We start from the raw sequence: 15670 nt of genomic DNA, 5'->3' as shown, positions 1-15670 counted from the left end.
CGTAATTTTTTTAGTTATCGAAATAAATAATTGAATTATAATGTGTACTTCAACTCAAAACGCGCCCAATTATAAGGGTCGGCACCCTTGAAATAAAAACTTCCGGGAGTAAAGTGTTCGAAAAGGAAATGTCCCGTCCAATTCTTATGAATCTGGTAACTGAGTTTCATGATGAATAAATTGCCTCGTGTTTTTCCTCCGCCCGAACAAAAAGCTGTCTCGTTAGGTTTGGGTGCTGATAAATGCAAATAGTCGGCGTTAAACTTTACATTCGGGGCGAGCGTAGCGCAAAAGCCGAGATTGATCGCGTTGATATTCGACCAATAAGCTACCTTTCCTTTATTTTCAGTGATCAGCGTATACACGTACGATTCACTCCATTTCGGCCAACGGCTCCAGAGGGGATCCCATCCTTCTATTTTCTCTGTTTTGGGGTCGTCTCCACTCAGATAGAATGCACCAGCCGATATACAGTCAAGCAGAGGAATAGATTCTCCGAATTGATAATCCAGACGGGAATATCCTCCGTAAGACTGTCTGTTGAATCCATCAACTTTCCCTAATTGGTAAGCAAATTCTGTGGTGAAAGAGAAGCCATTCAGAAATGGCAAAGATAATCTGGTACCGACCGTATGAGTATGAGCTTCTGGCAGCGCATCGTACTTGAGATAGTTTTTATAGAAATAATAAGTCGACCAGTCAAGTTGCTTGATTTTCGAATAGTGGTGTACTCCTAATCCGCTGTTTGTTTGTTCTTCCAGAAGTTGATACGGATCTTTCTCGTGAAGAATAGGAAGAAATTCTTCTTTTCTGGTGTTATAGGTGAAAAATGCAGTGAGTCTATTCCGCTCATTGAAGCGATAGACTGTTTTCAGTGCATTAAAATAATTTGAACGTGAACCAACCAACGGGTTACCGTCGAAGCAGATAAAGCCTTCGTCCAATACGATGTTCTGCCTTCCGAGGCGAATATCAAGCGGTAAGTTGGCTACGTTTTGATAATTAACATACAATTGGTTGATAAAGATTTCGTCCAGCGTTGTCTTCTTAGATGAAGGAGACATCCAGATACGGGCCTCATTGCCCAATTCAAGTTTCATTCCCAAATGCGTATTAGGAGTGTATTCTGCACCCAGGTAAGTCCTCCATCGTGTGAATGTTAAGACATCTTTGTCCTTGTCCAATGTAATGGCTTTGTCAATGGTTGTCAGACGGACACGTCCGGAAAAAGACAGTTTGAATTTGGAGTCTTTCTCTGTTTCCTGTGCTTTGATATGGCAAAAGCACAACAAAAAGCAAATGATAGATACATACTTTCTCATTGGTCTAGTCGGTTTTAGATTTATATTTTTTATAATAGATCATTGATTAATACATAAGAGTAGGGGCGCGAATATAAGCCTACTAAACCCGCACGCCTTCTATCTATAAAAAGCGTGTATATAGTGCTTTCTTGTGGTGGATTAGATCGCATGTTTTTATAAAAAGTTTTCGTAAATGTCAGGAAGATTCCTTGGTACTGCCAAATAAAAGACGTGAAAAACGGCTCTCTACCTTGTTTTTTAATATTTGTTTTATGAATTCTGCTTGTATCACCTATTGTTTAACTTTATTTTGTGTTTTGATTGCTTCTGATTCTTGTTTTGTTTTTTTGATTTTTTTATTTTTCTATGTGCATTAAGGGTGTTTTTTGTCTTGTAATTACCCTCATTGTAGTATGATTTTTATTTTAATTAATTGATTATAATGTTTGTAATGTGTGTTGTTTTGTTTTGGAATTTTAGAATAATGCAATGAATGGAGAGGAATAATTTGTCTTGTATTAATCTGTAATTTTATGCAATCTTAATATCTTTATTGACATAAAGAAGAGTGGTTTGTTTTTTAGGTTCAAATAAACGTCCGCTTCGTTTTTTTAGAATCTTAAAATAACATATTGGAGGATTTGAGGATGATTGTGTGTTTGTAAGTTTTTAGTTATTATGTGATTGTGTCGGAGGTGTGATTGAGGAAGACCGTGTTGAAGAAGATGTCAGGATGGGAATATATATTTGTTTTATAAATTTCATAGTTGTATTCTTTGTAAAAATTATCGGGTGAGAGAAAATTTCCGTAAGTTTGTGACAAAAATGACGGAAATGAGTGTTCATCCATTGGAAGATTTTCGATATTGCCCCCAATGTGGGACATCAGACTTCGTTGTGCACGATGGTAAGTCGAAGTGTTGTGAAGGCTGTGGTTTTGTGTATTATTATAATTCCGCGGCATCGACGGCGGCCATCATCCTGAATGAGCGTGATGAGTTGTTGGTTTGTCGGCGTGCGCAAGATCCGGCACGCGGTACTCTCGATCTTCCAGGAGGGTTTTGTGACTGTTCCGAGACCGCTGAAGGAGGCGTTGTCCGTGAGGTACGTGAAGAAACAGGGTTGCATGTAATGCGTACTACTTATTTATTTTCATTACCCAACCGTTATCTCTATTCGGGTTTTTGGGTACATACTACCGATCTGTTCTTCCGTTGTGAGGTGCCCTCTTCGTCTGTGGCGATTGCACGCGATGATGCATCGGAGTTACTTTGGATACCACGAAATGATTTGAAGGCAAGTGATTTCGGATTGGAATCCATACGGAAAGGGATTGAGATTTTTTTGTCCGGAAATTTTTGATGAATGATTTTTTCTGAGAATGAAACGAATGATAGTCGAACCAAAATATATTTTATTATGTTAATCAGACAGTTATCTGTTTTTTTGGAAAATAAACAGGGGCGTTTTACGCAAGTCGCCAAATTATTGGGGCAGGAAGGAATTAATATGACGGCATTTTCCGTTTCCGAGAATGCGGACTTCGGTATTTTGCGTCTGGTCGTCGATGAAACGGATCGGGCGCTTGATATACTTCGCCATCATAAGTATGCGGTTACGGAGGTGGATGTTCTTCGACTTCGTTGTCCGAATCAACCGGGTGCGCTCGGACGTCTGATGGATGTCATTACGCAGGCGGGAGTTTTTATCGAATACATGTATGCTTTTTCGGAAGGTCCTTCAGGATATGTGATCATTCGTCCGGATAATCTTGAAGAATGTGCCGAGGTCTTAATGGCACACAAATCGCAACTGACGTCTGTCAGCGACTTATACGAGTTGTAAATATTAACGTTCGAAAAGAGGAGAGTTTCGGGAAGATGCATTATCTTTGCAGGCTAAATGCAGGAAGATGAAAAAGATTATCTATCTAATGATAACAGGTTTGTTGTGCGCTTCGTGCGGAGAGTACAATAAACTGCTGAAAAGTACGGACTATGAGTTGAAGTATTCGTATGCCAAGAAATACTTCAATGAAAAAAAATACGCCAAGGCTGCAACGCTACTTGAGGAAGTCGTTCCGATATTTAAAGGATCGACTTATGCTGAAGAATCGTTATATCTTCTGGCACAGACGTACTACGGACAGAAAGATTATCAGACGGCTTCCGAATATTTCAAGACGTATTACAACACATATCCGAAAGGTGAGTTTGCAGAATTAGCGCGCTTCTATTCAGGCTATGGCTTGTATCTCGACTCTCCCGATCCGCGCCTCGATCAGTCGCAGACGTATGAAGCAATCTCACAGTTACAGCTCTACATGGAATATTACCCGCAGAGCGAACGTGCCAAACAGGCGCAGGAGATTCTGTTCGAGTTGCAAGAAAAACTGGCTTATAAAGAGTTGCTTGCTGCACAGTTGTATTACGATCTCGGAACATACATGGGGAACAACTATCGTGCATGTGTGATTACCGCCGATAATGCCTTACGTGACTATCCTTTTTCCAAATATCGGGAGGATTTGATATTCCTTAAAATCAAATCGAAGTACGAATTGGCCGTTGTCAGTGTCGAAGACCGTCTGCAAGGCCGTTACCGCGATGTGGTCGACGAATACTACAATTACAAGAATGAGTTTCCGGAAGGAAAGTATATGAAGCAGGTACAGAAGTATTTCGATAATGCTAATTCTCAAATTACGACAAGTTATTAATTTAAATAGATTTTCATACGATTAAATAATTATGGATTATCGCAAAACAAACGCTCCGACGACAACCGTCACTCGCGACATGATTAAATTATGTCACGGAAATGAAGACAATGTGTACGAAACTGTTATGGTTATCGCAAAACGTTCGAACCAGATTGCAGCCGAAATGAAGCAGGACTTAGAAAAAAAGCTTCAGGAGTTCGCATCGTTCAACGACAATCTGGAAGAAGTATTCGAAAATCGCGAGCAGATCGAAATCTCCCGTTACTACGAAAAATTGCCGAAACCTACGCTTATCGCGACTCAGGAATATACCGAAGATAAAGTATATCACAGGAATCCGGCAAAGGAAAAAAATAATTTCTGATGATTCAGCGTATTCAAACCGTCTATCTACTGATTGTCTCTGCTTTGAATCTGGCTGTCGTCTTTTTGCCGTTGGCCGTTATTCAATCCGGAGAGGCTTTCTACTCTTTCGATGCTTCGGGGATGAGTACGACCGAGGTCCCTCAGGAGCTTGTTTATCCGATATGGGCCTTAATGGCGTTGTCGGCCATCATCTCTTTGCTTGCATTGGTCACGGTATTTCTTTATAAGAAACGGATATTGCAAATCCGTCTTTGTGTTTTCAATACCTTGCTGATTATTGGTTTTTACGCGCTGTTTGCTTTTTCTCTTTGGAAGATCGCAGATGTATCGGAACCTTTTCATTTCAGCATGCGGATTGCTGTTGCTTTTCCTTTAGTAAGTTTAATTCTGAATTATTTAGCTATTCGCGAAATCGGGGCCGACGAAGCATTGGTACGTTCGCTCGATCGGTTACGGTAAGCGTCTTTCTGCGATGAAGGCTGTCAAACGCCTGCTGGTTTGGGGCAGGAATGCGCTGTTGTTCTTGTTCTTATTTAGCATCCTCATTGTCGTTCTCTACAAATGGATGCCGGTTTATTATACGCCGCTGATGTTTATTCGTTCGAGTGAACAGGCGGTTTCCACGCGTAAACATCAGTGGGTACCGATCGAAAAAATTTCGCAAGCCATGCCATTGGCTGTGGTAGCTTCCGAGGATAACCTTTTTATGACGCATCATGGCTTTGACAGGGAGCAAATCCGCAAGGCTATGGACGAAGCCGAGAAAGGACGTCGTCGGCGAGGAGCGAGTACGATTTCGCAACAAACCGCCAAGAATGTCTTTCTGTGGCCGGGCAGGACCTATTTTCGGAAGGGGCTTGAAGCGTATTTTACGGTACTGATCGAGCTGATATGGGGAAAAGAGCGCATCATGGAGGTCTATCTCAACTCGATTGAAATGGGGAAAGGAATTTATGGAGTCGAAGCGGCTTCGAGAACATATTTCTCCAAATCGGCGATCGAACTGACACGCGCTGAGGCCGCATTGATTGCCGCCTCGTTGCCTAATCCGCGCAAACGGAATCCGGGCAGTCCGTCTAGTTATATGTTACAGCGGCAAAGCGAAATTTTGTCGTTGATGCGCAAAGTCGAGAATGTTCCGTTGGGATATCGACGCCCGATAAAAGCCGAAGCGCAGAAACCAGACGGAACAAGAACCGAACAGATACAGGAACAATCGTCATCGTCCGATGAAGTAGCTGTCGGAGATGAAGAGAAACATGTCGTACAACCTGCAGACACCTTGTCCGCAGGGTCACCCCGACCATTAACCGAATGAACCACCCTCCATCGTTTACTTTTTACGATTTAGGCCGCATCGTATACGAAGAAGCATTGGCCATCCAGACCGATGCTTTCAATTGCTTAATTGCGAAAAAAGCGCAGGGAAGCATCGGCGAGAATACGCTCTTTTTCTGCGAGCACGAGCCGGTGTTCACGCTCGGGAAGCATGGTCGGGAAGCGAATTTGCTGCTGTCTCAAGAACGACTCGAGCAACGAGGTATTTCCTTTTATCATACGAATCGGGGAGGGGATATCACGTATCATGGACCGGGGCAGATCACCGGATATCCGGTGTTCGATCTGGAGCAATTCGGTTTGGGACTGAAAGCCTATATCGATCGTTTGGAGGAAACGATCATTCGTTTTTTATCACTCTACGGACTGACAGGCGAGCGTGTGGCCGGTGCTTCCGGAGTGTGGCTTGATGCTGATACACCCAAAGCCCGCAAGATTTGTGCCGTAGGAGTCAGAAGCAGCCGTTTTGTGACCATGCACGGGTTTGCCCTGAATATTTTAACCGATTTGTCTTATTTTTCCCTGATTCATCCATGTGGGTTTGTAGATAAAGGGGTAACTTCGTTAGCCGCAGAATGCGAAAGTGTTCCGGATTTTAACGTAGCAAAACAACGTTTGGCCAATCTCTTTGAGGAGATGTTTCAACGGAAGACATAGCGTGGTCGACCCGTTATCATTGCGCTTTTTCGATACGCAGTCCGATTGCTTCAATACCTTTTAGTTGCTCATCACGCATTCCCTGCCGGATACAGAACGTGTATTGTCCTTTGTGCGGATATAAATAGTGCTTACGAACGGGAATCGTATGATGATAAATCGAGATTCCGCGGCCTTTCCATTTTCCGTAATCGTCGGCAAGGATACATTCGATGGTATCGCGGACCATTGGGCCGAGAGGCCGTTCTTCGGCGCAAAGTAACCAGAGATTTTGGTATGGATAGAAATTGTTGTTTCGAATCTCTAACGAGATATTATAAGGGACAGTATGGTCTTCGATCTCATACGTGAAATAATACTCCTTGTCTTTCTGCCACGGCTGCTCTATCTTTTGATACAAGTTGTAATGTGGAATATTGGTACAAGATAGAAGAAGTCCCAATATCCATAATGCCGGTAGCAGTCGAAATCGACTCTTATTCATCCGATGGCCTTTTTTGAGACGTATTTCTTGCCGGGGCAGAGCGGTCGTTCTTTGGCGCACTACCCTTGTTTTTCTTTGGAGGCGGCGTATTGTCGTTATTTCTCGGAGAGTTTTCTCTACCGTTTTTTCGACGAGGAGCGTTTCCGCCTTTTGTTTCGGGACGATTTTCTGCTGACACCCGCGCGCGCTGATTCTCGTTGCCGGGCTTGTTGCTTGCTCCGGCCTTTTTGGTATCGGGGGTATTTCTGCTACTACCTCCCGACCGTTTTTTCTTTTTCTTTTTCACCGAGTCGAAGCGACTGACACTGTCATCCAAAATATCATGTGTGTCGAGTTGCTTCGTATGGGGCCCTGCAACGTGTGCCGGTTCCAGCGTATCGGGTTTAATTCCTTTTCGATTCAGATTGATAATTTCAAAGACTCGGTCTGACGAGATGGTCACGATATTGGCTGCGATGACCTTGTCGGTTGAGTAGGTGAGTTCTTTCTTGAAGATATCGGTTTTGAAATGGTAATATGTATGATCTTTTGTTTCCAGGACGATCTTTCGTGAAGGCAATTGCTTGTGTACTTCGGCATAAGTATCCACTTCGTAGTTGATACAGCATTTGAGTTTCGCACATTGTCCGGCCAGTTTTTGCGGATTCATCGAAATGTCTTGGAAGCGTGCGGCCTCTGTGGCAACGGATACGAAGTTCGTCATCCACGAAGCACAGCAAAGTTCTCGCCCGCACGGCCCGATTCCGCCGATACGTCCGGCTTCCTGTCGTGCGCCGATCTGCTTCATTTCGATGCGCACATGGAAGTTTTCGGCCAGTACCTTAATCAGTTGCCGGAAATCCACTCGTCCTTCGGCGATGTAATAAAAGATCGCCTTGTTCCCGTCGCCCTGATATTCGACATCGCCAATCTTCATCGACAAACCGAGATCGGCAGCAATTTGCCGCGAGCGGATCATGGTTTCATGCTCTTTAGCTTTCGCCTCTTCGTAACGGTCCAGATCGCCGGGTTTGGCGATGCGATAAATCTTTTTGGCGGTCGTGTTGTCTTGACGGACATTGTTTTTCCGCATCTGGAGCAAAACCAGTTTACCGGTGAGCGTAACCGTGCCGATATCATGTCCCGGATTTGCTTCTACGGCAACGATATCACCTTTGTTGAGCGGGATTTTCGTTTCGTTCAGATAATACCCTTTACGGGTGTTTTTAAATTGCACTTCGACATAATCCGTGGCATGTTCTGCTTCGGGAATATCACAGAGCCAGTTGCAAGTAGAAAGTTTACCTTTCGAATGCTTACAACATCCTCTGGGTCCCATCGCGCTGTTTCCCATATTTTGTACGAAGTCCATCGTGCGCTATCAGGGAATCAGGTTGTGTTTCTTGAATATTTTCCTTATCGCTTCAAGGGCATAGTCGAGTTGGGCTTGCGTATGTGTAGCCATCAGGGAGAACCGGATCAACGTATCTTGCGAAGCAACAGCCGGCGAAACGACCGGATTGACAAAGATTCCCTCTTCGAAGAGTTCCTTCACGATGAGGAATGTCAAGTCGTTATCTCGGATGAAGAGCGGGATAATCGGGGTCGAAGTATGTCCGATTTCGCACCCCATCTGACGGAAGCCGTCCAATGCATAGTGCGTCAATTTCCACAGATTCTCCATGTGCTCCGGTTCGTTCAGCATGATGTCCAACGAGGCGTTGGCAGCAGCTACCGAGGCCGGTGTACAACTTGCGCTAAAGATATATGTACGTGAGTTATGACGAAGATAGTTGATCGTATCTTTATCTCCTGCAATAAATCCTCCTAAGGAAGCGAATGATTTACTGAAGGTGCCCATGATCAAGTCGACATCTTTCGAGACCCCGAAGTGGTCGCATGTACCGCGTCCGTGATTACCGAGTACACCGATTCCATGGGCTTCATCGACCATGATGTTGGCATTGTATTGTTTGGCCAGCCGTACGATTTCGGTGATATTGGCCACATCGCCTTCCATACTGAAGACACCGTCGGTGACGATCAGTTTCACCTTGTCCGGTTCGCATTTACGGAGCTGTTTTTCCAACGACTCCATGTCGTTGTGTTTGTATTTGAGCTTATTCGAGAACGAAAGACGAATCCCTTCAATGATGGAAGCATGATTCAACTCATCCCAGATCAGATAGTCTTCGCGTCCGGTGATGCATGAGATCACTCCTTCGTTTACCTGAAAGCCCGTCGAGAAAGAAATAGCATCTTCTTTACCGACGAACTTGGCCAGCCGTTCCTCCAACTGTACGTGTATATCAAGTGTACCGTTGAGGAAACGCGAACCCGCGCATCCGGTACCGTATTTTCGGACCGCTTCTATAGACGCTTCTTTGACTTTCGGGTGATTCGTCAGTCCCAGATAGGAGTTGGAGCCGAACATCAGGACTTTCTTTCCGCTGATCAAAACTTCTGTATCCTGATCACTTTGGATTTCGCGGAAATAGGGATAGATACCGGCAGCCTTAGCCCGTTGCGGAGCGTCGTATTTCGCTAGTTTTTCTCTTAATAAGTTCATATATTATCGAGGTTTACCTTTATCTTTTGTAAAAAAATCAGCGGCAAAAGTAGTAAAAAATCGAGATATATACAATTGAACTTAAAATATTGAACGGCGTGTCTCTGTCCCGAACGGGCGATTGTCAGCCGCGACTTCTCTCTTCCGATGCGCTGTTTTAAAACAGGTAGAAGGCCTGTGTCAGTTGCCGGTAGGCGGTTGTGCGTTGGTGCATCCGGTCTTCGAGAGTCAACTCGTCGGTTATGATCGATTCGGTATTGAGAGGAGATAGCTCTATAAGCAGGCGTTTCGGGGAAGAGCCTTCGACCGAGATGACGCGGGTCTCCCGTATGGTATGTAACGCTTCGTTTTCGGCGGTGCGTAGCAGGTCGTCACGTTGAGCGAAAGGCAGGATCAGGGCGATTCGTCCGTCGGGAGTAAGGAGCGATTTTCCGGTATGAAGCAGATCGGTGAGTGTTAAGGTGTCGTCGTGCCGGGCCAGTCGGCGTTTGCCTTCGGGACATTTCATCGACTCCTTGAAATAGGGAGGGTTGGAAACGATCAGATCGTACGGCTCGGTAACTGTCGATGCGAAAGCCTGAAACGGTGTATGAGCAATCCGGATGCGTGTGCCGAAAGGCGACTGCCGTACATTCTCCTGCGCTTGCAGGCAAGCATCAGCATCGAGATCGATGCCGTCGATTTGTGCTTCGGCATTGCGTTGCGCCAGCATCAGCGCGATCAGTCCCGTTCCCGTCCCGACATCGAGGATCCGCATCCGGTCGTGTACATCAGCCCATGCTCCGAGCAGGGTGCCGTCGGTGCCGACTTTCATGGCGCAACGGTCGTGCCATACGGTAAACTGTTTAAAACGGAAATATGGATTGGACATCGTCAGGGAGTCATCATAAAAACGCCGCAAAGATAGATGATTTTATGATTGCGGCGCTCTGATGACCGTTTTTACTTTCCCTGTTTACCGTCTGCTTCGAAGCGCATCCGGTGATGTTCGCGAATTTCCCGGCGTTCGTTGACAAAATCCCGGATCAGTCGGTGGTCATCCTCCTGTTTCACGGTCGCATGACTATGCTTACGACCGTGCCCTTTCGGATAGAGTATCGTCATCACCTGCTTTTGGGTGAGTATCTTGGAGAACTTGGCGTAGTAATTTTCGCGGATGTCGAGTCTTTTGCGCTCGTTTTTCAGATGTTCTTTGAATTTCTTCTCAAGATCTTTGTCCGAAGGCCGGTTAACGTCTCCGCCGTCCTGCTTCATCCTTGGGCATTCCGTTCGGCATTCCTGCAACTCTTTGAGGTAAGACTCGTACATCGGTTTGAACCGGGCTGCCGTCTGGTCGTCGAGCATGAGCCGGTCGGCCACTCGTTCGGCTTTCATTTGGATACGTTCGCCCGTGTTGGCCGGGCAGCGTTTTTCGCCGTGCATGGCGTTGACTTGCGCAAAGGTTTGTGAGCCGCATAACAAAAGGCTCATCGCGGCTACATAAAATACGTTCATTTTCATATCGTCAAAAAAAATAAATTCATGTTGCCATTAAGACGTGCTCGGCAGTCGAAGGTTTATTCGGCAGGTGAAAATTCCGCGCGATTCTTTTTCTCCGGCGCGATTTCGTGATTCGTGAAATAGTTGTATTTTTACGGCTTGAAATCAAAAAAATGTTATGGAAATAAAAGCGTATATCGAAGAACACAAGGACCGCTTTCGTGATGAGTGGTTCAGTTTGTTGCGTATTCCGTCGGTCAGTTCTCAGAGCGAGCACAAGGCGGACATGGTGAAGTGTGCCGAACGATGGAAAGAGTTGTTGCTCGCCTCGGGGGCGACGCGGGCGGAAGTGATGCCGACAGCCGGCAATCCGGTGGTGTATGCCGAGCGCATCGTTTCGGCTTCGGCCCCGACGGTGCTCGTGTACGGACATTACGATGTGATGCCGCCCGAGCCGCTGGAGCTGTGGAAGAGCAATCCGTTCGAACCGGAAATACGCGACGGACGAGTTTACGCGCGCGGCGCCGACGACGATAAAGGTCAGGCTATGATTCAGGTCAAAGGGTTTGAGACGGCCTTGCAGACGGGGATTTTGAACTGCAACGTTAAATTCATCCTCGAAGGAGAGGAGGAGATCGGCTCGATCAGCCTCGGCGATTTCTGTGCGGCTCACAAAGAACTGCTCGCCGCCGATGTGATTCTCGTTTCGGATACGAGTATGGTGAGCGAGGAAACACCTTCCCTGACGACCGGCTTGCGCGGACTGTCCTATTGGGAGGTGGAGGTGACGGGACCTAACCGCGACCTGCACTCGGGACATTTCGGCGGAGCGGTGGCTAACCCGATCAATGTGCTCTGCAAACTGATTGCCGATATTACGGATGCCGACGGACGCATTACGATCCCCGGCTTCTACGACGATGTGGAAGAACTCTCGGACACGGAGAAAGCCATGCTCGCGCAGGTGCCGTTCAGCGAAGCGAAGTATAAGCAGGCCATCGACGTGGACGAACTGTTCGGCGAGAAAGGGTATTCGACGCTTGAGCGCAACAGTTGCCGTCCGTCGTTCGATGTGTGCGGTATCTGGGGAGGCTACACGGGCGAAGGTGCGAAAACCGTTCTGCCGTCGAAGGCGTACGCCAAGTTGTCGTGCCGTCTCGTCCCGAACCAGCAGCCCGACAAGATTACGCGGCTGATGATCGATTATCTGGAGTCCGTCGCTCCCCGCTACGTGAAGATCAAAGTCGTTCATAAGCACGACGGCGACGCGTACGTTTGTCCGATCGATCTGCCGGCCTACAAAGCCGCCGAGAAAGGCTTTACGATCGCCTTCGGCAAGCAGCCGTTGGCGGTGCGTCGCGGCGGAAGCATCCCGATTATCCCCGCCTTCGAGAAAATCCTCGGCATGAAATCCGTACTGATGGGCTTCGGACTGGAACGTAACGCCATCCATTCGCCTAACGAGAGCTTCGGGCTGGATATGTTTTATACCGGTATCGAGGCGGTGGCGGAGTTTTATAACCACTATCGTCCATGAGCATCCTGATTCAGTCCGTCGAATGGAACGGCCGTCCGACGGATATGCTGATCGAGGGACAGACGATTGCGCAGGTGGCACCCGTCATCGACCGAAGGGCCGATACGGTGATCGACGGGCGAGGCAAGGCCGTTATCCCGGGACTGATCAATGCGCATACGCATGCGGCGATGACGCTCTTTCGCGGCTACGGCGACGATATGCCGCTGATGCCGTGGCTCGAGCAAGTGATCTGGCCGAACGAGGCCAAGCTGACCGAGGAAGATGTATATTGGGGCGCCAAGTTGGCGTGTGTGGAGATGCTGCGCAGCGGCACGACGGCGTTTCTCGACATGTATCACAAACTCGACGCCACGGCGCGCGCCGTCGAAGAGATGGGGCTGCGTGCCGTTCTATCCGAAGCGTGCTTCGATTATTTCAAACCGGCCGTTGCCGAGCGAAACAAACAGACCATCACGCGCCGTTTCTCATCGCCCTCGCCTTACGGCGACCGCGTACGTTACGCCCTCGGACCGCATGCCATCTATACCGTTTCGGGCGAGCTGCTGCAATGGGCCGACGCGTTTGCGGCCGATCATGGCCTGCTCATCCATACGCATCTGGCCGAAACGGAATATGAGACGCAGCAGTGCCTCCAACGTTTCGGACTGACGCCGGTGCGTTATATGCACAAACTGGGGCTGCTCTCGCCGCGTCTGGTCATGGCGCACGGATTGTATGTCGACGACGAGGAGATTCGAATGCTGGCCGACCACGGCGTGAAAGTGGTACATAACCCGGCCTCGAACATGAAACTGGCTTCGGGCTACCGGTTCAAATACGAAGAGATGTGCGCCGCCGGCGTGACGGTCGGGTTGGGTACGGACGGCTGTTCGTCGTCGAACAATCTGGATATGATCGAGGCGATGAAGCTGGCCTCGTTGCTGGGTAAAGTGTGGCGCGGCGATCCGGAAGCGATGCGATGTGACCGGATGCTGTATGCCGCTACCGAAGCCGGCGCGGCGATCCTCGGGATCGATGCCGGACGCATCGCCGAAGGTTGTCTGGCCGACTTGTGCCTGATCGACCTGCGTCAGCCTGCCTTTTCGCCGAATCATCATTTCGTGTCGAACCTCGTCTATGCCGCCAACGGCAGTTGCGTCGATACGGTGATCTGTGACGGACGCATCGTGATGCGCGACAAAAAAGTGCCGGGCGAAGACGAGATCATGGAGCGCACCGCAGCGCTGGCGTATGATCTGATGAAGAGAGAGCGTTGAGATGACAGACGGATGTCAATCGGGCCATCAAGCATGGGGTAGGAGCGTAGGTGCGAACCCGTGGGTTCGCCCGCAATAACGATACCCAATAATTGTATTGTATAAGATGGCAGAGACGTCCAATTTGGACGTCTCTGCCATATATGCCATGCCGAAACCTTCCGGGTGAAGTTGGTTGAGCCTTTCGCAACCTCGCGACACCCTGCCCAAGTACTTTTTTATGCTTTCGCAATGTTGCGACACCTTGTCCGAGTACTTTTTTGTGCTTTCGCAAGGTTGCGATACCTTATCCGAGTACTTTTTTGCACTTTCGCAAGGTTGCGACACCTTGTCCGAGTACTTTTTTGCACTTTCGCAAGGTTGCGACACCTTGTCCGAGTACTTTTTTATGCTTTCGCAAGGTTGCGACACTTTGCCCAAGTACTTTTTTATGCTTTCGCAAGGTTGCGACACTTTGCCCAAGTACTTTTTTATACTTTCGCAATGTTGCGACACCTTGTCCGGATACTTTTTTATGCTTTCGGAAGATTCCGACACCTTCCCCAAGTGCTTCTGCATACTTTCGGAAAGTTCCGACACCTTGTCCAAGTACTTTTTTTACGCTTTCGCAACCTCGCGACACCTTCCCTAAGTACTTTGGCATACTTTCGGAAAGTTCCGACACCTTGCCCAAGTGCTTTTTTATGCTTTCGGAAGATTCCGACACCTTTTCGGCGATATATATTTATAATGTATAGAAAAAAAGAGCAGGGTGGGGGATATATTCAGGGAAACCGCATTACAATAGTTAGGTCTGTACAAGATTATTTTTCTAGGGTAGAAGATCCACGTGTGGTGGGTCGTTGCAAGCATAAGTTAAGTGATATTCTCGTTATTGTCCTGGCAAGTTATCTATGTATGGGGGCGAGGATTATGATTCCTTCAGGAGATAAAAAAATCCCGTAAAATCAATATTTTACAGGATTTTTCCACGATTGACTTTTATAAGTCCTTATATTTCGGCGGAAGGAGGGGGATTCGAACCCCCGGTACGGTTACCCGTACGACAGTTTAGCAAACTGTTGGTTTCAGCCACTCACCCATCCTTCCTTCAGATATGCTTTTGAACAGCACTTTCTGAAAAAGCGTTGCAAAGATAGGTCATTTTTTTGAATCCGCAAATTTTTATGTTGGCTTAAAAACGTTTTACGCCCAAAGTTCAATCGATATTTGATCCGGAGTTATCATTAAGTGCTCTGGAAAAACTTGAGGAACGTCATATCCGTTTCTTTTACGAATATTTAGATGAAAATCATCTGGTTTTTTATTCGGCATTGCAGGGGCTTATGTTTCATACGGTTTGCTATATCAAAAAAACAGGAAACGGATCTTATACCACTATTTTAATGCGCTTATGTTGTGATGCCAATCTCTTCAAACATGTTCTTATATACGACGGCTTTCTCATCCAAAGGTTTCGGATAGGCTCTTGACGAAGAAGGCATTCGGTATATTCGCAGGTGACGGGAACAAAAGACGGTTTCGGTCGAAGAACCGACTTTCGGTTCGTTAGCACCTGTCAGCATTAATAAGATATCCAATGCTTTCTGACCGGTTGCCACGATTGTTCGGCAGTCCGGCAATTGCGACAAGATTTGTTCCAAATCAATCGGACGAAGTACCTCGAGATACTTATCCGAGGCATTTCCTTTTTGTCGATTGACCTCCATTGCCGTATCCCAGAGCGCAATCTTTTTTTCGGTCAGGAATCTGCGAATTTTCGCTTCGTGAAAAGATTTTTGGTCTTCCGTCAGGAAATAATGTTTGTCCTTAAAAAATACGATCCCGAATATCCGCCACATATCATTCTGAAAATTCGGGTAGAAGAAATCCATCTTCCAGCGTGTTCTGGGAGGTGGAAAACTGCCAAGCATCAACATCTTTGCGCCTTCGGGAGCAAAAGGAGGCAAAGGATGAATTTCTATCGCCTGCTCCAT

General features: G+C 47.1%; 17 protein-coding genes, 1 tRNA gene and 1 pseudogene. 10 read left to right on the top strand and 9 right to left on the bottom strand.

Annotated features, from left to right (window positions below; genetic code table 11):
* Positions 1–35: 35 nt before the first annotated feature.
* On the bottom strand, positions 36–1322 hold the full coding sequence (locus EII41_RS01630; protein ID WP_124750951.1) for an alginate export family protein: 1287 nt from the start codon (positions 1320–1322) through the stop codon (positions 36–38).
* 807 nt (positions 1323–2129) lie between these two features.
* Between EII41_RS01630 and EII41_RS01625 the strand changes: the two genes are divergently transcribed.
* From EII41_RS01625 to lipB, 7 genes are all read left to right on the top strand, one after another.
* Positions 2130–2666, top strand: coding sequence for an NUDIX hydrolase (locus EII41_RS01625; protein ID WP_124789198.1), 537 nt, complete (start codon positions 2130–2132; stop codon positions 2664–2666).
* A gap of 3 nt (positions 2667–2669) precedes the next feature.
* Positions 2670–3149, top strand: a complete 480-nt coding sequence (locus EII41_RS01620; RefSeq protein ID WP_317615863.1) for an amino acid-binding protein — start codon at positions 2670–2672, stop codon at positions 3147–3149.
* 67 nt (positions 3150–3216) lie between these two features.
* On the top strand, positions 3217–4023 hold the full coding sequence (locus tag EII41_RS01615) for an outer membrane protein assembly factor BamD (RefSeq protein ID WP_124789166.1): 807 nt from the start codon (positions 3217–3219) through the stop codon (positions 4021–4023).
* Positions 4024–4054: 31 nt separating this feature from the next.
* Positions 4055–4390: a DNA-directed RNA polymerase subunit omega gene (locus EII41_RS01610; RefSeq protein ID WP_124750947.1), complete on the top strand. Its 336-nt coding sequence runs from the start codon at positions 4055–4057 to the stop codon at positions 4388–4390.
* Entirely contained in the window at positions 4390–4851 is a 462-nt protein-coding gene (locus EII41_RS01605; RefSeq protein WP_124789165.1) for a DUF4293 domain-containing protein, read from the top strand. The genes EII41_RS01610 and EII41_RS01605 overlap by 1 nt, the downstream gene beginning before the upstream one ends.
* Positions 4852–4864: 13 nt before the next feature.
* Positions 4865–5710 (top strand): monofunctional biosynthetic peptidoglycan transglycosylase, encoded by an 846-nt coding sequence (gene mtgA, locus EII41_RS01600; protein WP_124789164.1) that lies wholly within the window; start codon positions 4865–4867, stop codon positions 5708–5710.
* Complete coding sequence (gene lipB / locus EII41_RS01595; protein ID WP_124789163.1) at positions 5707–6387, top strand: lipoyl(octanoyl) transferase LipB; 681 nt, start codon at positions 5707–5709, stop codon at positions 6385–6387. Before mtgA ends, lipB begins: the two co-directional genes overlap by 4 nt.
* 16 nt (positions 6388–6403) lie before the next feature.
* On the opposite strand, the gene gldH is transcribed toward lipB, so the two are convergent.
* From gldH to EII41_RS01570, 5 genes are all read right to left on the bottom strand, one after another.
* Entirely contained in the window at positions 6404–6871 is a 468-nt protein-coding gene (gldH, locus tag EII41_RS01590; protein ID WP_124789162.1) for a gliding motility lipoprotein GldH, read from the bottom strand.
* Positions 6864–8222 carry a stage 0 sporulation family protein gene (locus EII41_RS01585; RefSeq protein WP_124750942.1) on the bottom strand — a complete coding sequence of 453 codons (1359 nt, stop codon included), beginning with the start codon at positions 8220–8222 and terminating at the stop codon, positions 6864–6866. The genes gldH and EII41_RS01585 overlap by 8 nt, the downstream gene beginning before the upstream one ends.
* A gap of 9 nt (positions 8223–8231) precedes the next feature.
* Positions 8232–9419, bottom strand: coding sequence for a serine palmitoyltransferase (spt, locus tag EII41_RS01580; protein WP_124789161.1), 1188 nt, complete (start codon positions 9417–9419; stop codon positions 8232–8234).
* A gap of 157 nt (positions 9420–9576) precedes the next feature.
* Positions 9577–10290 (bottom strand): tRNA1(Val) (adenine(37)-N6)-methyltransferase, encoded by a 714-nt coding sequence (locus EII41_RS01575; RefSeq protein WP_124789160.1) that lies wholly within the window; start codon positions 10288–10290, stop codon positions 9577–9579.
* Between the two features lie 71 nt (positions 10291–10361).
* Complete coding sequence (locus EII41_RS01570; RefSeq protein WP_221620690.1) at positions 10362–10913, bottom strand: hypothetical protein; 552 nt, start codon at positions 10911–10913, stop codon at positions 10362–10364.
* 163 nt (positions 10914–11076) lie between these two features.
* On the opposite strand from EII41_RS01570, the gene EII41_RS01565 reads away from it, so the two are divergent.
* Complete coding sequence (locus tag EII41_RS01565) at positions 11077–12435, top strand: dipeptidase (protein WP_124750939.1); 1359 nt, start codon at positions 11077–11079, stop codon at positions 12433–12435.
* Complete coding sequence (locus EII41_RS01560) at positions 12432–13694, top strand: amidohydrolase (RefSeq protein ID WP_124789158.1); 1263 nt, start codon at positions 12432–12434, stop codon at positions 13692–13694. The genes EII41_RS01565 and EII41_RS01560 overlap by 4 nt, the downstream gene beginning before the upstream one ends.
* Before the next feature lie 286 nt (positions 13695–13980).
* Here the strand turns inward: EII41_RS01560 and EII41_RS01555 are convergent, their stop codons facing one another.
* Positions 13981–14367 carry a hypothetical protein gene (locus EII41_RS01555; RefSeq protein ID WP_124789157.1) on the bottom strand — a complete coding sequence of 129 codons (387 nt, stop codon included), beginning with the start codon at positions 14365–14367 and terminating at the stop codon, positions 13981–13983.
* Between the two features lie 110 nt (positions 14368–14477).
* Here EII41_RS01555 and EII41_RS01550 point away from each other — a divergent pair.
* A pseudogene (locus EII41_RS01550) lies at positions 14478–14614 on the top strand (transposase family protein); the annotation flags it as partial.
* Between the two features lie 82 nt (positions 14615–14696).
* On the opposite strand, the gene EII41_RS01545 reads toward EII41_RS01550, so the two are convergent.
* Positions 14697–14783 (bottom strand) — tRNA-Ser (locus EII41_RS01545).
* A 302-nt stretch (positions 14784–15085) separates the two neighbouring features.
* Positions 15086–15670 carry a uracil-DNA glycosylase family protein gene (locus tag EII41_RS01540; RefSeq protein ID WP_124789156.1) on the bottom strand — a complete coding sequence of 195 codons (585 nt, stop codon included), beginning with the start codon at positions 15668–15670 and terminating at the stop codon, positions 15086–15088.

It is taken from the genome of Tannerella forsythia (assembly GCF_003860135.1).
Taxonomy (GTDB): domain Bacteria; phylum Bacteroidota; class Bacteroidia; order Bacteroidales; family Tannerellaceae; genus Tannerella; species Tannerella forsythia_A.
This window is presented reverse-complemented; position numbering and strand designations above follow the sequence as displayed.